The sequence below is a fragment of the Dyella sp. genome (assembly GCF_035685805.1).
In the GTDB taxonomy this organism is placed as follows: Bacteria; Pseudomonadota; Gammaproteobacteria; order Xanthomonadales; family Rhodanobacteraceae; genus Dyella_A.
Genome location: NZ_DASSAB010000006.1, coordinates 1 through 19,460, shown reverse-complemented (window position 1 = coordinate 19,460; position 19,460 = coordinate 1). Strand labels below are relative to the sequence as shown.

At 67.5% G+C, this 19,460-nt stretch carries 17 protein-coding genes; 5 read left to right on the top strand and 12 right to left on the bottom strand.

Features of this window, described 5'->3' with window-relative positions; translation table 11 throughout:
• Positions 1-53: 53 nt before the first annotated feature.
• The gene (locus VFG40_RS00955; protein ID WP_324893934.1) at positions 54-959 is read left to right on the top strand and encodes a hypothetical protein; all 906 of its coding nucleotides are present in this window, start codon (positions 54-56) and stop codon (positions 957-959) included.
• A gap of 115 nt (positions 960-1,074) precedes the next feature.
• On the opposite strand, the gene VFG40_RS00950 is transcribed toward VFG40_RS00955, so the two are convergent.
• The 5 genes from VFG40_RS00950 to VFG40_RS00930 form a co-directional block, all read right to left on the bottom strand.
• Complete coding sequence (locus VFG40_RS00950; RefSeq protein WP_324893933.1) at positions 1,075-1,980, bottom strand: DUF4097 family beta strand repeat-containing protein; 906 nt, start codon at positions 1,978-1,980, stop codon at positions 1,075-1,077.
• Positions 1,981-1,996: 16 nt separating this feature from the next.
• Positions 1,997-2,431 carry a hypothetical protein gene (locus VFG40_RS00945; RefSeq protein ID WP_324893932.1) on the bottom strand — a complete coding sequence of 145 codons (435 nt, stop codon included), beginning with the start codon at positions 2,429-2,431 and terminating at the stop codon, positions 1,997-1,999.
• On the bottom strand, positions 2,428-2,976 hold the full coding sequence (locus VFG40_RS00940) for an RNA polymerase sigma factor (protein ID WP_324893931.1): 549 nt from the start codon (positions 2,974-2,976) through the stop codon (positions 2,428-2,430). The genes VFG40_RS00945 and VFG40_RS00940 overlap by 4 nt, the downstream gene beginning before the upstream one ends.
• Positions 2,977-3,083: 107 nt before the next feature.
• Positions 3,084-4,907, bottom strand: a complete 1,824-nt coding sequence (locus VFG40_RS00935; RefSeq protein WP_324893930.1) for a phosphoenolpyruvate carboxykinase (GTP) — start codon at positions 4,905-4,907, stop codon at positions 3,084-3,086.
• A gap of 85 nt (positions 4,908-4,992) precedes the next feature.
• Complete coding sequence (locus VFG40_RS00930; protein ID WP_324893929.1) at positions 4,993-5,571, bottom strand: TetR/AcrR family transcriptional regulator; 579 nt, start codon at positions 5,569-5,571, stop codon at positions 4,993-4,995.
• A 153-nt stretch (positions 5,572-5,724) separates the two neighbouring features.
• On the opposite strand from VFG40_RS00930, the gene VFG40_RS00925 reads away from it, so the two are divergent.
• The 4 genes from VFG40_RS00925 (at position 5,725) to VFG40_RS00910 (ending at position 9,661) form a co-directional block, all read left to right on the top strand.
• On the top strand, positions 5,725-6,642 hold the full coding sequence (locus VFG40_RS00925) for an alpha/beta fold hydrolase (RefSeq protein WP_324893928.1): 918 nt from the start codon (positions 5,725-5,727) through the stop codon (positions 6,640-6,642).
• On the top strand, positions 6,633-9,107 hold the full coding sequence (locus VFG40_RS00920) for an acyl-CoA dehydrogenase (RefSeq protein WP_324893927.1): 2,475 nt from the start codon (positions 6,633-6,635) through the stop codon (positions 9,105-9,107). The genes VFG40_RS00925 and VFG40_RS00920 overlap by 10 nt, the downstream gene beginning before the upstream one ends.
• Before the next feature lie 156 nt (positions 9,108-9,263).
• Positions 9,264-9,428, top strand: coding sequence for a hotdog family protein (locus VFG40_RS00915; RefSeq protein ID WP_324893925.1), 165 nt, complete (start codon positions 9,264-9,266; stop codon positions 9,426-9,428).
• Positions 9,428-9,661, top strand: coding sequence for a DUF4442 domain-containing protein (locus VFG40_RS00910; protein WP_324893923.1), 234 nt, complete (start codon positions 9,428-9,430; stop codon positions 9,659-9,661). Before VFG40_RS00915 ends, VFG40_RS00910 begins: the two co-directional genes overlap by 1 nt.
• 11 nt (positions 9,662-9,672) lie before the next feature.
• Here the strand turns inward: VFG40_RS00910 and VFG40_RS00905 are convergent, their stop codons facing one another.
• The 7 genes from VFG40_RS00905 to VFG40_RS00875 all read right to left on the bottom strand — a co-directional run.
• A complete protein-coding gene (locus VFG40_RS00905) occupies positions 9,673-10,668 on the bottom strand; it encodes a diguanylate cyclase domain-containing protein (RefSeq protein WP_324893921.1) in 996 nt (331 codons plus the stop codon).
• Positions 10,669-10,673: 5 nt separating this feature from the next.
• On the bottom strand, positions 10,674-11,231 hold the full coding sequence (locus VFG40_RS00900) for a chemotaxis protein CheB (RefSeq protein WP_324893919.1): 558 nt from the start codon (positions 11,229-11,231) through the stop codon (positions 10,674-10,676).
• An 8-nt stretch (positions 11,232-11,239) separates the two neighbouring features.
• Entirely contained in the window at positions 11,240-12,091 is an 852-nt protein-coding gene (locus tag VFG40_RS00895) for a CheR family methyltransferase (protein ID WP_324893917.1), read from the bottom strand.
• Positions 12,092-12,096: 5 nt separating this feature from the next.
• Positions 12,097-15,741, bottom strand: a complete 3,645-nt coding sequence (locus VFG40_RS00890) for a response regulator (RefSeq protein WP_324893915.1) — start codon at positions 15,739-15,741, stop codon at positions 12,097-12,099.
• Positions 15,742-15,829: 88 nt separating this feature from the next.
• Positions 15,830-16,765: a CPBP family intramembrane glutamic endopeptidase gene (locus tag VFG40_RS00885; protein ID WP_324894068.1), complete on the bottom strand. Its 936-nt coding sequence runs from the start codon at positions 16,763-16,765 to the stop codon at positions 15,830-15,832.
• Between the two features lie 32 nt (positions 16,766-16,797).
• A complete protein-coding gene (locus VFG40_RS00880) occupies positions 16,798-18,399 on the bottom strand; it encodes a peptide chain release factor 3 (protein ID WP_324893913.1) in 1,602 nt (533 codons plus the stop codon).
• 68 nt (positions 18,400-18,467) lie between these two features.
• The coding region (locus VFG40_RS00875; protein ID WP_324893911.1) for a M20/M25/M40 family metallo-hydrolase at positions 18,468-19,460 on the bottom strand (993 nt) is incomplete at its 5' end.

The following is a 19,460-nucleotide window of genomic DNA, read 5'->3' as shown; positions in this document are numbered from 1 at the left end:
AAATGTAAAGCCGGATATACTGAGCGCGTACCTGCACTGGATCCTGACTGCCCATGCGCCGCCTGCTTGCTCTTTCCGTGATGTCCCTGCTGCCGCTGGTTGCGGCACAGCCGTCATGGGCGGCGGACAGCCAGGACATGGCGCAGCAGCTGCTGGCCCCCCAGACACCGGCGTCGGCTCGCGATACGGATTTCAGCGCGCCCATGTGGCTCGGAGGCTCGAACCCGGGCTTGCTGGTGCGTGCGGACGATCGTCTGGTCGCCCCCGCGGCGGGCGACATGTCGCTTGCCTTTGGTGCTGCAGACACCTCCAGCCTGCTTGGCAGCACCACGCAATATCGCATCGCACCCTCGTTGCAGGCGCATGCCGGGTTGGTCGAGCATGCGTGGAACAACACGCCGTACCGGGTGCTTGGCAGTGAAGTGGGTGCCACCTACGTGGCGGGACGCTACAGCCTTGGTCTCAGTGTCGGTACCGACAAGGCCAACGGCGCCGCCCGGCTGCCGCGCGTGTTGCCGGGGGTTTCGCCAGGCGTCAACGGGCTCAATGCCTTCGACAGCAGTGCGCAGCTCAACGCGCGCGGCCGGCTGGCGCTGGACGGCAACAGCGGGATCGACCTGGGCGCCAGCGTCGGCAGGATCCATCTGTTGCCCGGTAATCTGCTTGGCGTGGACACGCTGGACCAGAAGGCGCTGAGCTTCGGTGTCGACCGTGGCCCCTTGAGCGGAAGCCTGGTCGGGCGCGTGATGCAGCCCGCAGCGGGACTACCCGGCGGTTACAGCGTGGACCGCCGCTGGAGCAGCATCGATTTCGGCGTGACCTGGAAGCTGCCCTGGCAGGGCCAGTTGAGCGTCGGCGCGCAGAACCTGTGGTCGTCGGGATCACCGGTGAATACGCCGGCGGGGCCTGAGCCGGATCAGTCGCGTACGCCTTACGTGCAGTACCACCAGGATCTTTGAGCCAGCGATGGCTGCACTTTCCGGAACCTGATCTTCACGATCTCCCCAACGAAAAAGCCGTCGCATGCGACGGCTTTTTCGTTGGGTGCTCCCGCCTGGTGAGCGGGCGGCACCGTTACTTGCCGCGACTGCGGATGCGTACGTCGCCACTGAAGCTTTCGATCGCGATTCGTGCGGCACCGTTTCCCTGGGTTGCGTTGAGCTCGCTGCCCGGGCCGTGCTCGTTGCGTTCGGGCTTGCCGAAGTCGCTGCGCAGGTCGCCGCTGAAGCTGCTGGCGTGGATGGTGCCGGAGAGCTCGCCGGGCAGCATCAACTGCACGTCACCGCTCATGCTGTCGATGGTCAGTTTGCCGCCGTCCGTGGGGCCGCCGCTGACGTCGATATCGCCGGACACCGTACTCAGCGTGAAGGTGCGCCACGGGCCACCGCGCACCTGGATCTGGCCGGAGACCGTTTCCAGCTCGGCCTCGTCGCCAAGGCCCGGCGCAAGGATGTCGCCGCTCACCGTCTGCAGGCTGGCGGTGCGCGCATGACCGGCTTGCTCGATGCTGCCGCTGACGCTGTCCACCTCGAGCGACGGCGTCTGCGCATTGATGCGTATCCTGCCACTGACCGAGTTCACGGAAACTGCGCCGCCGTCGAGTCCGTCGACCACCAGGGGCGCGCTCACGACATCCACATCAAGCGACGTGCCGCGGGGCACCTGCACGTTCAGCGTGGTGGGGCCCATCGCGTTGTCGCTGCCCCAATTGAAGAAACCGGACTTGCCCTGGGCCTGCACCTTGATCTCCAGCGCATCGTCCGGGCCGGTGATGTTCAGCGGCCGGGCGCCGTCACCGAGGCGGCCGCTCACGTGCACCTCGTTGCGGTCCCAGGCAGTTACGGTGACCTCGCCCTTGATGTTGCTGATGCTCACGTGGCCATGGGCAGTAGCCGGATGGGTGAGGTCCAGCGGGGTATCGGCGTTGGCGAGGCCGGCGTACAGCAGGGCGGCAAGCGGTAGAAAGCGTGCGGGTTTCATGGGCGATCTCCTGGCGTCAGCTGGCGCCGTGGCCGAGCTGGCGAAGTCGGGATTGTTGCTGTTCCGTGCGGTCGAGCAGGCGCTGCAGCGCGGACGAATCCGGTGCCTGCTGGATCGCCTGGCGAAGTTCATACTGGGCCGCGTTGAGTTCGATCGCCGCACCGGCGAGACGCGGATCGTCCGGTTTCCAGCGAGGCGCTTCGGCAAGTTGCGCCGACGTCAGTGCCGCGGTGTCGGCCTGGTGCATCAGCCCCACTGCCAATACGGTGACCGCCGCGAGGCTGGCGGCCAGCCACCACGGGGTGCGCGGGCCCGACCGCTCGGTGGATACGGTCGACACCAGACCGGGCGCCGCTTCCAGCGACTGCTCGATGGCGGCCCACAGGTCGCGCGAGGGTGGCTGTGGCTGGCGCAACTCGCGCATCTGGCGTCGCCATGCAAGATCGTTCATGCGGTTTCTCCCAACAGCTTGCGCAGCAGGGCCCGGGCGCGGTGCAGCTGCGCCTTGGAGGTCCCCACTGCCATGTCCAGTTCGCGGCTGATGTCTTCATGCTTCCAGCCTTCGATGTCGTGCAGGACCAGTACGGCGCGTGCCCGTGGTGGCAGTGCGCCGATGGCACGCTCGAGCTCTTCGCGCTCGGCTGCACAGAATGGCGTGTCGGCCTGCTCGGGCAGCGCGTTCTCGTCCATGTAGCCCACAGGCGCGGCCTTGCGTGCGCGGATGTCCATCAGCGCCACGTTCACCGCCAGCCGGTACAGCCACGTGCCGAAGGCGCTCTCGTGCCGGAACTCCGCCAGCTTCTGCCAGGCCCGCACGAACGCGTCCTGGGTCAGGTCCTCGGCGCGGGCGTGGTCATAGCCCGCCAGCCGCAACACGGCGCCATGGACCCGGTCCACGTGGCGCCGGTACAGACGCTGGAAAGCAGCACGATCACCCGCCACGGCATCGCGCACGTCCTCCACATCGGGAAGCGCTGCAGTGGATGCAGGCGTCATCGGGTATCCGGTGGCGAGACAGGCGGCGGTCATCTTGCCAGCTCAGATGCCTCGCCACCCGGAAAGGTTTGAACCGACCTGGTGTTCCGGTGCCCGTCTGGTCACGCTCAGCCGGTGCTGGCCTGCCTCACGCGCGGAGCCTGCTCGGCGAGCGCGGCGGCCATCCGCTGCTGTTCGTCGGCAAGCGCCTGCGGCAGGCGCGGGGAGAACTCCCCCAGGTAGCTACCGATGGCCGACAGCTCCTCACGCCAGCCGGCGTCATCCACCGCCAGCAACTGCGCCAGGTCCGCCGGCGGCAGCGACAAGCCATCAAGCCGCAGTTCGCCAGGGGCCGGCAGGACGCCAATGGCGCTCTCCGCGCCCTTTGCCTTGCCCTCGACGCGGGCGATCATCCACTCCAGCACGCGCAGGTTGTCGCCGAAGCCCGGCCAAAGAAAGCGACCGTCGGCACCCTTGCGGAACCAGTTGACGTGGAAGATCGCCGGCAGCTTGGCGTTCGGCTGATCGAACGACAGCCAATGGGCAAAATAGTCGCCATAGTGATAGCCGCAGAACGGCTTCATCGCCATGGGGTCACGGCGCAGCACGCCGACGGCACCGGTCGCGGCGGCGGTGGTTTCGGAACCCATGGCTGCACCCATGAGCACGCCGTGGGTCCAGTCGCGGGCCTGCATCACCAGCGGCAGTAGCGACGGACGACGGCCACCGAAAACAATGGCGCTGATCGGAACACCGCCCGCATCTTCGGCTTTCTCCGACCACGTCGGGCACTGCCGCGCGCTTACGGTGAAGCGCGCGTTGGGATGTGCAGCCGGACCGTTGGCCGGGTCGTACGGCCGGCCCTGCCAATCGAGCGACGGCTCGCCCGGCAGGCCCTCCCACCAGGGCTGGTTGTCAGCGGTCACCGCAACATTGGTGAAGATGGTGTCCCGTGCGACGCTGGCCAGTGCGTTGGGGTTGCTGTTGGCGCTGGTGCCGGGGGCGACACCGAAAAAGCCGGCCTCGGGATTGATCGCATAGAGCCTGCCATCCTCCCCCGGACGCATCCAGCAGATGTCGTCGCCAACCGTCCATACCTTCCACCCCTCGTGCCGGTAGCCCTCGGGCGGGATCAGCATGGCGAGGTTGGTCTTGCCGCAGGCGGACGGGAAGGCGGCGGCGATGTAATGCGTATCGCCCGCGGGGTTCTCGATGCCGACGATGAGCATGTGCTCGGCCAGCCAGCCTTCCTTGCGCGCCTGGTGGCTGGCGATGCGCAGCGCGTGGCACTTCTTGCCCAGCAGCGCGTTGCCGCCATAGCCAGAGCCGTAAGACTTGATCGTCAGCTCATCGGGGAAGTGCATGATGAAACGGCGCTCGGGGTCGAGCTCACCGGTGGAGTGCAAACCCCTGACGAAGCTCCCCTCCCGTTCGATCCGCGCCAGTGCCGGCGCACCCATCCGGGTCATGGTGCGCATGTTGGCGACGACGTAAGGGCTGTCGGTGATTTCCACGCCGCAGCGCGACAGCGGGGAGTCGATCGGCCCCATGCAATAGGGGATCACGTACATGGTGCGGCCCTGCATGCAGCCGTCGAATAGCGCGTCCATCTTCTGGTGCGCCTGCGCCGGATCCATCCAGTGGTTGTTGGGACCGGCGTCCTCGCGTGCGTCGGTGCAGACGAACGTCAGGTGTTCCACCCGCGCCACGTCCGAAGGGCTGGAGCGATGCAGGTAGCAGCCGGGGTGCGTCTCCTGGTTCAGTTCCACCAGGTCGCCGCTGGCAAGCATCTGCTGCACCAGGGTCGCGTACTCGGCATCGCTGCCGTCGCACCAGTGGATCTGCGCCGGACGCGTCAGCGCCGCCGTCTCGTTCACCCAGCGCTCCAGCGCCTGCAACCTGCTCGCCATGACATCCTCGCTCGTGGTCTTGCCATAAAATAGAGCGGGCACGGTAGTTTGCGTGCACTGGCATTGCAAGGATGCGTGCAACAAAAACGGCGCCCGGGGGCGCCGTCTGCACCGCCAGCACGCCGGATTAGGCCGGAATGAGCGTGGCGATCATGTGTTCGACGTAGGCGTCGAACTCGTCGTGGCTGATACGGGGTAGGCCGAGGGTGAAGTTCAGCTGCAGAAAGCCCACGTAGGCGGCGTAGGTAAGTCGGGCCCGGTTCAACGCCTCTGCGGCGGGCATGCCCGCTTCGCGATAGGCAGTATTGAGAAACTCCATCCGCCGCTGCGATACCCGCGCCATCACCGGCACCACCTGCGGGTGGTCCAGTGCCTTCAGCAGGGCCGCGTAGACGCGGTGCGGCTGCAGTTCGTGCGCCACGCGGCGGAACAGCTCGGGCAGGCGCACGCGCGGGTCGGGAATTGCCTCGATCTGGCTGATGATCTCGCGCTCGGCATACAGCTCCCAGCGCTCCAGCGCCGCCTGGACCAGCGCCTCGCGCGTGCGGAAATGCCAGTAGAAGCTGCCCTTGGTCACGCCTAGCTGGCGTGCCAGCGCCTCCACCGCCACGGCGTTGACGCCCTGTTCGGCGATCAGCAGAAGCGCCGCTTCTTCCCAGTCCTCGGCACAGAGGCGGGTGCGTTCCGGTTTGGCATTTGCATTCATCTGCGTATGGTAGCCGTCGCCCCTGCCTTTGCAATGTGCAGCGCGCCACCGCAATGCCGGGGCAATGGCTCGTTCGAGCTTCGGCCGCAGGGCACCAGTACATGTTGCGGCGCAGGTTGACGCCCGCCGCCAGCGCACCCCATACTCAAGCGTATGGTATCAGCCATCCCCGCCCAGTCACGCGTCCCTACCGCCGACGGCCTGCACCTGTCGGTGGAGACGCACCGTGCTGACGGGCATCCCGCGTTGTTGTTCGCACACGGCTTTGGCCAGACCCGCGGCGCGTGGAGCGCCAGCGCGCAGTCCCTGGCTGCCGAGGGATACCGCTGCGTCTGCTTTGATAGCCGGGGCCATGGCGAGAGCGATTGGCTGCCCGGTGGCGGTTACCAGATCGACCAGTTTGCCGATGATCTGACACGCGTGGCGCGCGCCCAGCCGACGCCGCCGGTGCTGGTTGGCGCCTCGATGGGCGGCCTGATCGGCTTGGTGGTCGCGGGGGAGTCGCTGCCGTCGCCGTTCGGGGCGCTGGTGCTGGTGGACATCACTCCGCGCTGGGAAACCGCGGGCGTCGAGCGAATCCTGGCGTTCATGCAGGCCCACCCGGAAGGTTTTGCCGATTACGCACATGCCGCGGAGGAGGTCGCCTCCTACTTGCCGCAGCGCGGGCGCAAGACTGAAGAGCAGCTTCGCCCTCTGTTGCGCGAAGGAGCCGACGGACGCCTGCGCTGGCACTGGGACCCCGCGATGCTCCAGGGCGTCGTCAGCGAGAGCGAGCGTTACCAGCCGCGCCTGATGGCGGCCGCGGGACGCGTGGATGTGCCCGTCCTGCTGATTTCCGGCGGCCGCAGCGATGTGGTCTCGCGGGAAACGATCGCCGAGTTCCGCCAGCTCGTGCCACACGCGCAGCATGTCGAAATGCCGGCCGCCACGCACATGCTGGCCGGCGACGCCAACGATGCGTTCACGCGAGAGATCGCCGCGTTTTTGCGCCAGCTCGATCCGTCGCTGGCGGCCAACCTGTCAAGCAACAACCTGCAACACCAACCAACGAGGGTGTCGAGATGTCCGTGATACTGACCCTGCTGGCGGCGCTGATCGCCTCCGGCGCCTGCGCCTACCATCGCACCGGCCTGCGCACCTGGGCCGTTGCTACCGCCGTCACCACCGTGGTCGTGGGCCTGCTGACCGGGGCATGGGTGACGATGGTGATCCTGCTGATCATCGAGGCGGTCATTGCCGTGCCCCTGCTGATGCCGGCATTCCGCCGCAGGCAGATCAGCGCGCCGCTGCTGAAGATCTTTACCAAGGTCACGCCCAAGTTGTCCGACACCGAGCAGACCGCACTGGAGGCGGGCACCGTCGGCTTCGAGGGCCAGCTGTTCTCCGGCAAGCCGGACTGGCACCAGTTGCTGAGCCAGCCGAAACCAGAGCTCAGCGTGGAGGAGCAGGCGTTCCTCGACGGTCCGGTCGAAGAGCTGTGCAGCATGATCGACGACTGGCAGATCACCCACGAGCTGGGCGATCTTCCGCCTGCGGTGTGGGATTACCTGAAGAAGCACAAGTTCTTCGGCATGATCATTCCCAAGCAGTACGGCGGCCTGCAATTTTCGGCGCTGGCCCACTCGGCAGTGCTGCAAAAGCTGTCGACGATGTCGGCCACCGTTTCCTCCACCGTCGCCGTGCCGAACTCGCTCGGGCCGGCCGAGCTGCTGCTCCATTACGGCAGCGAAGAGCAGAAGAATCACTACCTGCCGCGGCTGGCCGTGGGCGACGAGATCCCGTGCTTCGCACTCACCGGTCCCTATGCCGGCTCCGATGCGACCTCGATCCCGGATTACGGCATTGTCTGCAAGCAGGTGGTCGATGGCGTCGAAACGCTGGGCATGCGCCTGACCTTCAGCAAGCACTACATCACCCTGGCGCCGGTCGCCACCGTGGTCGGCCTGGCCTTCCGCCTGTATGACCCGGACCACCTGCTGGGCGACAAGGAAGATCTCGGCATCACGCTGGCGCTGCTGCCGCGCGAGACCAAGGGCCTGGAGATCGGCCGTCGCCACTTCCCGCTCAACATTCCGTTCCAGAACGGCCCGGTGCGCGGCAAGGACGTGTTTGCGCCCATCACCACGCTGATCGGCGGCCCGCACATGGCAGGGCATGGCTGGCGCATGCTGGTCGAATGCCTGTCCGTGGGCCGCGCCATCTCGCTGCCGTCCAATGCCACCGGTGGTGTGCGGATGGCGGTCGCATCCACCGGCGCTTACGCCCGCATGCGCAAGCAGTTCGGCCTTTCGATCGCCCGCTTCGAGGGCGTGGAAGAGGCGCTCGCGCGCATCGGCGGGCTGACTTACGCCACGGCAGCGTTGTCGCGCGCCACGGCGGCGGCGGTGGATCGCGGTGAAAAGCCGGCCGTGCCGTCGGCCATCGCCAAGTACCACGCCACCGAGTGGGGCCGCGTGGTGGCGGGCGATTCGATGGACGTGCATGGTGGCAAGGGCGTGCAGCTTGGGCCGAAGAACTACGCCGGCCGCGCCTGGCAGGGCGTGCCGATCGCGATCACGGTGGAGGGCGCGAACATCATGACGCGCAGCCTGATGATCTTCGGTCAGGGCGCGATCCGCTGCCATCCGTATGTGCTCAAGGAGATGCAGGCGCTGTCGATCGCCGACTACGGCGACCGTCTGCGGACGTTCGACCGCGCGTTGTTCGGCCACATCGGCTTCGGCCTGTCCAACGCGGTGCGCAGCTTCACGTTGGGCATCACCGGCTCGGCCATCGGTGAGACGGCAGGCGATGCGTACACCCGCCGCTACTACCGCAAGCTCAACCGCTACTCGGCCGCACTGGCGCTGTGCGCGGACGTTTTCATGGGAGTGCTCGGCGGCAAGCTGAAGTTCAAAGAAAAGCTTTCCGCGCGGCTGGGCGACGTGCTGAGCTACCTGTACATCGCCAGCGCCATGCTCAAGCGCTACGAGGACACCGGCCGGCCCGAGGCGGATCGCCCGTTGCTGGCGTGGGCCTTCCACGAGTGCGTGTGGCGGATGCAGATGGCGCTCGATGGTGCCATCCGCAACTTCCCGGTGCGCCCGGTGGGCTGGCTGCTGCGCGTGCTGGTGTTCCCGTTCGGTCGCCGCGAAGTGCCGCCGTCGGATCGGCTGGGTCGGCGCGTGGCCGCGCTGATTACCGCACCGGGCGAGGCGCGCGACCGCCTGACGCAGTGGGCGTATCTCACGCCGACCGCCAACAACACCGTCGGCCGTCTGTGCGCGCTGTTGCCGGACGTGATCGCGGCCGAGCCGGTGGAGCGCAAGTTCCAGAAGGCGCAGAAGGCCGGCCAGTTTGTTTCGCACGAGTACGACGCGCAGCTGCTCGAGGCGGTTAAGGCCGGCGCCATCACCGATAGCGAGGCGGCGCTGCTCAAGCGCGTGCGGGACGCCAGCTACGAGTTCATTTCGGTTGACGACTTCGACCCGAAGGAGCTCGGTGCGGCGGTGGTGCGTGGCGAGTCGTCGGCCAAGGGCCTGGCCGACGCGGCCTGAGCTTCACCCACACGGCAGGGATCGAACAGCGGCTTCGGCCGCTGTTCTTTTGTCCGCCATTCGCCCTGTCCGCCAACGTGCTCGCGCTGAACCGCCAGATGATCCGCCGGCCGCTCGGCCGCTCGGCCGCTCGGCCGCTGGCTGTTTTTGCAGGCGGTGTGTCTGAAGGCCCCGTACTTCGCGACCATCACGTCGCGCTTCGTGCTGCTCGGGCCGGCTCACGGTGAACGGAGCACGCGCGACCGCCGGCGCGTGCAATCCTCTCGGCGCGATACGGGGCGATCGCCCTGCGCAACATGGCCGAGCTCCGAGCCGGAGTGATGAGCGATGCCGCGAACCCACCGGTCATGCGCTGGATCCCGAAAGGCATGACCGTGGCCTGTCTCGGGCGGGCCGGTGGCGCCATGCACGCCGCGGCCACCGGCGCCGTGCCGAGCGCCACATCGCCGCACGGCGACGAATGGCCAGTATCCGTACGCATCAGCGACAGCGCGGGCGAGGCGGTATTCGAAACGACCGTGACGATATGGGTGTCACTGCGCGCCGTGCGCTGACCGAGCGAGGTTCAGGCAGCGCGGCCGCCCAGCACGCACCGGTTCTTGCCCGCTGCCTTGGCCCGATACAGCGCGCGGTCCGCGGCCTGGATCAGCTGCTCGTCGCTCTGCCGGAGGCCTTCCCACAGCGCAATGCCGAGGCTGGCGCTCACGCGCGCGACGAAATCGCCGTCATGCCCGTGCAGCGGGTATGGCTCGGCCAGCGCGGCGCCAATCTGCCCGCAGCGATCCATCAGCAGCGCCAGCTCGGCGGCGTCCTCAAGGATCAGCGCGAACTCGTCGCCGCCCAGCCGCGACACGGTGTCGTTGCTGCGCACCTGCGCACTCAGGCGTTGCGCGATGGCTTGCAGTAGCGCATCCCCGGCGGGGTGTCCGTAGGTATCGTTGACGGCCTTGAAGCCGTCGATGTCCAGCAGCACCAGGGCGAAACCGGCATCCGCACGGGGTGCGCGCCGCATCGCATGCTGCAGGCGGTCGTGGAACAGCGCCCGGTTCGGCAGGCCGGTGAGCATGTCGTGGGTCGCCTGATGGCGCATCTGCGCCTCCATCCGTTGCCGCTCTGCGATCTCTGCCTGCAGCTGGCGATTGCGCTCGGACAGTGCCGCGAGCGTGCTCTCCAGCTCGATGCGCGCGTTGTACAGGTCGAGGAAGACGCGCACCTTCGACTGCATGATCACGTCGTTGATCGGCTTGGCGATGTAATCCACCGCGCCGGAGCGATAACCCTTGAGTTTGTTCAGGTCGTCGGCGTACGCCGCGGTCACGAAGATGATCGGCGTGTCGCGGGTCTCCTCGGTTTCACCCAGCAGGGCCGCCACCTCGAATCCGTCCATCTCGGGCATGTTGACGTCGAGCAGGATCAGCGCGAACTGGTGATCCAGGCACAGCGCCAGCGCGTCGTTGCCACTGCGCGCTTCATGCAGTTCCGCACCGCAGTGCGCCAGCAGCCGGCGCATGGCGACCAGGTTGGCATGGGTATCGTCGACGACAAGGATCTTGGGCAGCATGGCACTCACGCGAGGCAAAGGCGGTTGAGCAGGCCGGGTATCGCATGCAGCGCGAGGCAATGATCGGCGCCTGCGCGATCAAGTGCCGCCTGCGGCATCCGCGCCGCCTCGGCCGTGGCCGGGTCCTGTATCACTGCCAGCGCACCGCGCCCGCGCATCCGCTGCAGGCCCTCCGCACCGTCGGCGTTCGCGCCGGTGAGCACCACGCCCACTGCGTCCTTGCCATAGCTGTCCGCGATGCTGGCGAACAGCACGTCGATCGATGGTCGCGCGTAGCTCACCGGGGCATCCACGCTCAGGGAGAAGCGGCGTGCGAGCTCGACCAGCAGATGATAACCGCCCGGTGCCACCTGCACCGTCGCGGGGCGCACCGGTTCACGTTCGCGTGCCTCGACCACCGGCAGCGCGCAGGTTGTACCGAGCAGCTCGCACAGTACCTCCACATCCGAGCCGGGCCCCGCGTGGCAGCACACGATGACGGCCGCAGGCAGGCTCCGGTCGAGCCCGCCAAGCACGGTGCGCAGGGCGTTGAAGCCACCCATGGAACAGCCGATGACGATCACCTGCGGTTTCATGCATCGCGTGCCGCGCCGTCGCGGTTGCGGCGGTACAGGCGCAGCGCCGGGTCGAGTGCGGTGAAGTCGCTCGCGACCGGAGCGAAGTCGAGATTCTCGCGCATGCCCAGGCACAGGAAACCACCGCGCACCAGGCTGTCGCGGAACAGTGCCAAGGTGCGGTTCTGCAGCGCGTTGGTGAAATAGATCAACACGTTGCGGCACAGCACCAGGTGCGCCTCGCAGAACACTTCGTCGGCGACCAGGTTGTGGTTGGCGAAGCTGATGTTGCGTCGCAGCCGCGCGTCGAGCTTGAGGAACTGATAGCGCGCGCTGGAATAGTCCGACAACGAATGCGCGCCGCCGGCTGCCTGGTAGTTGCGCGACCACTGCTGTGCCTCGGTGGCCGGGTAGATGCCCTCGCGGGCCTGCTCCAGCGCCTGCTCGTTGAAGTCGGTGGCGTAGATCTGGCAACGGTCGTAGAGCCCCGCCTCTTCCAGCAGGATCGCCAGCGAATACACCTCCTGGCCGTAGGCGCAGCCGGCCTGCCAGATGTTGATGCGCGGGTAGGACGCCAGCAGCGGCAGCACGCGGTCGCGCAGCGCCCGGAACACCGGCGGGTCGCGGAACATTTCCGACACCGGCACCGACAGCCCCTGCAGCACCAGCGGCAGGAACGCCGGCTCGTGCAGCAGCCGCCCGGTAAGCGAAGTCACCGTGCCGCAATGGTGGTCGCGCACCAGCTGGCGCACGCGCCGCGTCAGCGACGCGGGGGCGTACTGCGCAAAGTCGTAACCATAGCGCTCGCGCAGCGCCTGCACGAACAGCGACAACTCGATCTGTTCCAGGTCGGTCGGGCTCGTGTCCATCGGCTTTACCGCTGTAGCCAGACGCGGATCATCGACGACAGCCGGTCGATGTCGATCGGCTTGGACAGGTAGTCGTTGGCACCGGCCTCCAGGCATTTCTCGCGGTCGCCGCGCATCGCCTTGGCGGTCAGCGCGATGATCGGCAAATTAGCCAGCGCGGGCTGGGCGCGGATCGCGCGCATGGTGTCGTAGCCGTCCATGCCGGGCATCATGATGTCCATCAGCACCAGTTCCATGCTCGGATCGTCCTGCAACGCGCGCAACGCCTTGTAGCCGTCCTGCGCCATCGCCACGGTCAGGCCCCAGCCGCGCAGCACCTTGGACAGCGCGAACAGGTTGCGCATGTCGTCGTCCACCAGCAGCACCTTGCGGCCGGTCAGTTCGGCGGCGTCGCTGGTTTCGTTGAGCGCGCGCCGCGGTGCGTGGCGGATCGAATGCAGGAACAGGCTGACCTCGTCCAGCAGCCGCTCCGGCGAACGCGCGCCCTTCACCACGATCGCATCGGTGTACTGGCGCAGCACCAGGTTCTCTTCCCGGCTCAGGTCACGCCCGGAATAGATGACCACCGGCGGCACGCCGGCCTCGGATTGGGCCAGGCGCTCGAGCAGTTCCAGTCCGGACATGCCCGGCAGGCCGAGATCGAGCACGACGCAGTCGAAGCGCCCCTGGGCGATCTTGGCCACTGCCTCCTCGCCGCTGGCGGCCTCCTCGATGGCGACGGCGTCGTTGCGCAGCATGCTGCGCACGGCGGCGCGCGAGGCATCGTCGTCGTCGACGATCAGCAGGCGCCGGGTGCTGCCCTCGGCGAAGTGCAGCAGCTTCTCGAACGCGCCGGTGATCGCCTCGCGGCTGACCGGCTTGGTCAGGAAACCTACTGCGCCCAGCTCGCGTCCGCGCGAGGCTTCGTCGGTGGCGGAGATGAAGTGCACCGGGATCTGCCGCGTGTCCGGGTCGGCCTTGAGCCGCTCGATCACCGTCCAGCCGTCCATGCCCGGCAGCATCACGTCGAGCAGGATGCCGGTAGGCAGGTACTGCCGCGCCAGCTGCAGGCCCGATTCGCCATCGCTGGCGGCCAGCACGCGGTGGTTCTTGCGCCGGATCATCTCGGCCAGGATGCGCGCGAACGACGGATCGTCCTCGATCACCAGGATCACCGTGTCGCCGGAGGCGATCTGCTCGCGGTCGTCGGGGATGCCCTGCGGCAGCACCGCGGCGCTGCCGTGCGGCGCCGGCGCGCGTGGCGGCTCCGCTGCCCCGGTCGGCGCCTCGGTCGCGGCGGCGCTGGCGTCGACGTGCTCCGGCAGCAGCAGGGTAAACGTGCTGCCCTCTCCGTGCTGGCTCTGCAGGGTGATGTCGCCGCCAAGCAACTCGGCCATGCGCCGCGAGATCGCCAGCCCGAGCCCGGTACCGCCGTACTGCCGGCTGGTGCCTGCGTCCACCTGCTCGAAGGCGCCGAACACCCGCTGCAGCTTGTCCGCGGCGATGCCGATGCCGGTGTCTCGCACCGCCATGGCAATCAGCGGTTGGCCGCGCAGCGCCTCCGGCACGATCTGCCCGGGCTCGGGCCGGCTCACGTGTAGGCTCACGCTGCCGCTGGCAGTGAACTTGAACGCGTTGCTCAGCAGGTTGTTGATGATCTGTTCCAGCCGCGCCCCGTCCGTGCTGATGATCGCCGGCAGGTCCGGGGCGAGTGTGATGTGGAAGTCCAGCTTGCGCTGCTGGGCGACGTGGTTGAAGGTGCGCCGCAGCGTCTGTTCCAGCTGCGCCAGCGGCAGTTCGTCCACCACCAGTTCCATCTTGCCCGCCTCGATCTTGGACAGGTCGAGGATGTCGTTGATCAGGCGCAGCAGGTTCGAGCCGGCATCGTGGATGATCCGCGCCGACTCGATCTGCTCGTCGTCCAGGTTGCCGGTGTCGTTGTCGGCCAGGCTGCGCGAGAGGATCAGCAGGCTGTTGAGCGGCGTGCGCAGCTCGTGCGACATGTTGGCGAGGAAATCGGACTTGTACTGGCTCGCCCGGGCCAGTTCGGCGGCCTTCTGCTCGGTGTCTTCCTGCAGGTCTTCGAGCACCTCGCGCTGGCGGTTGAGGCGCTCGGTCTTCTCGCGCAGCTCCTCGTTGGAGGCCTGGAGTTCCTCGGTCTGTACGCGCAGTTCTTCTTCGGACTCGATCAGCCGTTGCGACTGCTCTTCCAGCTCCGCCGTTTTCGTCTGCAGTGCCTCGTTGATGTCGCGCAACGCCTGCTGCTGGCGGCGCATCGCGTCTTCGGACGCACGCAGTTCGTCGGCCTGCTCCTGCGTCTGCTCCAGCAGCTCGCGCGTGCTCACGGAGCGGTTGAGGTTTTCCAGCGTGAGCGCGATCAGCGGCAGCAGTTCGTCCATCAGCTGCTGCTGCAAAGGGTCCAGCGGCTCGAAGGTGGCAAGCTCCAGGACCCCGACCAGCGCATCGTGCGTCAGCACGGGCTGGATCACCACGTGCCGCGGCCGCGCCGCACCGGTGGCAGAGTCGATCTGCACGTAGTCGTCCGGCACGTTGTCGACCACGATCGGCCGGCGCTCCAGCGCGCATTGCCCGGCCAGGCCCTCGCCCGGCACGAACCGGTCGCTGGGACGCGCGCCCAGGCGCAGGCCATAGCTACCCAGCAGATCCAGCCGCTGGCGGCCTTCGTCATAGGCGTAGAACATCGCCACGCCGGCCTTCATCAGCGGTGCCAGCAATCCGGTGAGGCAACCGGCGAAGGTGCGGTGGTCGGCCGCTTCCTGCAGCTGCCGCGAGATGTCCGCCAGCTGGCCTTTCAAGCGAGTCTGCGCCGCGGTGTCGATGGCCATCTGCTTGAACACGTGCAGGGCATTGGCGATCTGCCCGATCTCGTCGCGGCGTTCCACCCGGCGGATCTGGATGGTGTGGTCGTGGTTCGCCAGCCTCGTCATCAGCTCGGTCATGCGCCGCAGCGGCTGGGTGACGAGGCGTGCGGTCAGCCGCAGCACGGCCAGGCCGAGCAACAGGCACAGCACGGCCGAACCGACGTCGATGCTGCGGGTGGTACGCAGCAGCGAGATCAGCGCCTGTTCGCGCTCGGCAAGCAGGCCACGTTCCGTCTGGGCCATCTGGTCGAGGATCGCGGTGAGCTCCGGGACCCGCACCGCGCGGTGGTCCATGTAGTCGTCCTGCGCCTGCGTCCTGGCCAGGGCGCGGCTGGCCGGGTCGCCGCCCTGCAGTCGCCGCACCGGATGCAACACCCAGGTGTCCACCTGCGCCTGCCAGGCCTGCACCAGCGCGCTCAGCCGGTCCAGCCGGCCCTGCTGCAGCGGGTTGTCACCGGTCAGCGTGCGCAGCCTGTCGATGCTGGCGACTACCGACTTGTTCGCATCGACGTAGCTGGCCAGCTCGGCCTCGCTCGCGTTGATCAGGAATCCGCGCGCACCGACCTGGCTGTCCAGCACCGACCGGCGGGTGTGGTCGAGCTCCAGCAGCACCTGGTAGGTGTGCGACGCCCAGCGGCGGGTCGTGTCCTGCTGCTGCAGCGAATAGATCGCGGCGGCGTTGGCGACGAGGAACAGTGCCAGCAGCAGCGAGATCGCCAGCAGCATCTTGTTCTGGATTGGCTGGTGCGCCAGCCAGGAGTAGCGACGTCGTGGCGGTGGGGTGGACATGCAGGTTCCGTCGATGGGATCGGCAGGCCGGCGTCGGCCCTCGCCACCGCCGCCCGGGATCCCCGGACAGTCGGCTGTGAGGACCAGATTACCGGTGTGCTGCCGTCGACGGTAGGCGCCGAGCGCGGTTCCGCGCGAGCAGGGGCACCAGCGAGCCGCGCCGGCGCGCCACCCGCACCAGGGCAACCGTGACCAGCGAGCAGACGGCCAGCGCCACGACCGAGGCCTCCGCGCCGAAACTGCCGCCGCTGAGCCAGTCCGGGCCGGTGCGGTGCGACTGCAGCCAGCCGGCGCCCGCCATCCCCGACACCGGGATGCCGTAGATCGTGCCCTGGGCAAAGTTCCACGCCGCATGCACGCCCATGCACAGCGGCAGCGAGCGGGTCACGTGATAGAGCATGCCGAACAGCAGCCCGGCCTCGATCGCAATGGCCGCCGAACTCCACACCGTGGCGCCGGGATTGGCGATATGGGCGGCACCGAAGAAGGCAGCCGATACGGCCAGCGCCGGCCAGGTGCCAAGGCCTTCCTCGGTGATCCGGAACAGCACGCCGCGGCTGATGATTTCCTCACCGATGCCGGCGCCCAGGCCGACCACCAGCAGAGCCGGCAGCCACGGGGCGTCCGGCTGCAGGCCGGTGACGTGGTACACGCCCAGCAGCCACAGCACCGCCACCACCGTGCTGAACAGCACCAGCCCGCCCAGCAGGCCGAGTGCGGCTTTCGGCAACAGCGTGCGCAGCGAAAGTTCGGCCGGCGCGCGGCGCTCGATGGCCAGCACCAGCACCAGGTAGGCCAGCAGGGCCGGCAGGGCGTTGACCAGCAGCTGTCCCCCCGCGCGCTGCAACGGCGGGGCACCCTTGGCGGTCCAGCCGATGGCCCCGACTGCGGCACCGGCAATGATGCTAAGCAGCAGGAAGATCAGCGCGAAGATGACGATCCGCGCCAGCGGCGAATACACCAGCCAGCGTTTCCAGCGCGGCGCATCTGCCGGCGTGACGAAGGCCATGGCGGTATCGTCGATGGCCACTCCAGCCGGCGCGCGCGGCGCGGCGCTCACATCTCCACCGCGGCCGCGTGCTCGCGCGTGTTGGAGAACCGCACCTGCGGCCAGCGCTCCTGTGCCAGCTGCAGGTTCACCCGCGTGGGCGCGATGTAGACCAGCTCGCCGGCGCCGTCGATGGCCAGGTTCATCGCGTTCTTCTCGCGGAACTCGGCCAGCTTTTTCTCGTCGTCGCAGTGCACCCAGCGCGCCGTGCTCACGCTCACCGGCTCGAAGCTGGCGTCCACGTTGTATTCGTCCTTCAGCCGATACGCGACCACGTCGAACTGCAGCACGCCCACCGCGCCCAGGATCAGGTCGTTGGACATCAGCGGACGGAAGAACTGCGTGGCCCCCTCCTCGGACAGCTGCGCCAGGCCTTTCTGCAGCGCCTTCATCTTCAGCGGATCGCGCAGCCGCGCGCGGCGGAACAGCTCCGGCGCGAAGTTGGGAATGCCGGTGAAGCTGACGGGCTCGCCCTCGGTGAATGTGTCGCCGATGGTGATGGTGCCGTGGTTGTGCAGGCCGATCACGTCGCCGGGATAGGCGGTTTCGACGATCTCGCGGTCGCTGGCCATGAAGGTCAGCGCGTTGGCAATGCGCACCTCCTTGCCGGTGCGCGTCTGCAGCATCTTCATGCCGGCGGTATAGGTGCCCGAGCACACGCGCATGAAGGCCACACGGTCGCGGTGGGCCGGATCCATGTTCGCCTGGATCTTGAACACGAAGCCGGAGAGCTTTTCCTCTTCCGGCGCGATGGTGCGGGTGAGCGTGCCGCGCGGGCGCGGCGAGGGCGCGTGCTCGACGAAGAAATCGAGCAGCAGCTGCACGCCGAAGTTGTTTACTGCCGAGCCGAAGAACACCGGCGTCTGTCGTCCTGCGAGATATTCCTCCGGATCGAACGAGGGCGCCGCGCCTTGCACCAGCTCCAGTTCCTCGCGCAGCTCGCGCATGGCCTCCTCGCCGACGCGCTCCAGCACGCCGGGCGCGTCGAGACCCTTGAAGATGGTCGAGTCCTGGCGGGTGAAGTTCTTGCCCGGCTCGAACACGTGCACCTCGTCCAGCAACAGGTGGTACACGCCCTTGAGCCGCTTGCCCATGCCGATCGGCCAGGTCACCGGGGCGCAGGCGATGCCCAGCACCGACTCCACTTCGTCCATCAGCTCGATCGGCGAGCGGCCCTCGCGGTCGAGCTTGTTGATGAAGGTCATGATCGGCGTGGTGCGCAGCCGGCACACCTCCATCAGCTTGATGGTGCGTTCCTCCACGCCCTTGGCGCAGTCGATCACCATCAGCGCGGAGTCGACCGCGGTCAGCACGCGGTAGGTGTCTTCGGAAAAGTCGGCATGGCCCGGTGTGTCCAGGAGGTTGACGATGCGCCCCTCGTACGGAAACTGCATCACCGAGCTGGTCACCGAAATGCCGCGCTCCTTCTCCATCGCCATCCAGTCGGACGTCGCATGGCGCGCGGACTTGCGCGACTTCACCGCACCGGCCATCTGGATCGCACCGCCGAACAGCAGCAGCTTTTCGGTCAACGTGGTCTTGCCGGCGTCCGGGTGCGAGATGATCGCGAAGGTGCGGCGGCGTCGGGTTTCGGTGGCGTGGTCGGACATGGAAAGCGGGTTCGCGAAAAGCGCAAACCCGCCATTCTAGCGGGTCCCGAAGGTCCGCCCAAGGCGCGTCACCGGCTGAGTTTCGTCAACAGCGTGTGCCAGAACTCCAGCGCCCACGGCACATTCGACGCCAGCAGCTTTTCATTCAGCCCGTGTGCGAAGGTGTCGTTGGGCTTGGAAAAGCTCGGATCGACGCCGTAGCTCGGCACGCCGGCATTGCGGAAATACATGCTGTCCGACGCGCCGGCCGACATGCCCGGAACGATGTCGAGGCCGGGATAGCGCTGATGCACGACGGCGCTGACGGCATCCACTACGTCCTTGCGCAACGGCGATGCCGGGCTTTCCACAGGCGGTGGCGGGCGCACCGTGATCTTGACGCTCGGGTCGTCGATCACCTTCGCGAGCGTTGCCTGCACCGACGCAATGTGCGTGCCGGGAAAGATGCGGCAGTTGATGTTGGCATCGGCACGCTGCGGCAGCGCGTTCAACGCATGTCCGCCATCCAGCATCGTGGCCACGCAGGTGGTGCGGATCTGGCCGACGTAGGCCGGATCGGCCGAAAGCACCGCGGCGGCCTTGGCGTCCTCCGGATTCGCGGCGAACGCGCGCATCGCCTCGGCAATCGGGCCGGTGTTGTGCTCGCCCGTCGCCTTCAACGAAGCCAGCGTGATCTCGCTGTGCTGCACCGGGAACTGGTACGCGGCCACGCGCTCGAGCGCCTTGGCCAGTCGATAGATCGCGTTCTTCGGCACATCGGGTTCGCTGGAATGGCCGCCGGCCGAAGTGACGGTCAACTTGAAATCGGCATAGGTCTTTTCGGCGGCCTGGATTTCGTACACCACCGGCTTGCCTTGCGCGTTCAGGGTGCCGCCGCCGGCATCGGCGTTGAGCAGGAATTCGGCATCGTGGTAACGCCTGGCGAGTTCGCGGGTCGAGGCCATGTCGGTCTCCTCGTCGCCCGAGAACACCATGATCATGCTGCGCTTCGGCACATAGTGTTCGCGCTTGAAGCGCATGAAGGTTTCGATCAGCGCGATCACGTTGGTCTTCATGTCGGC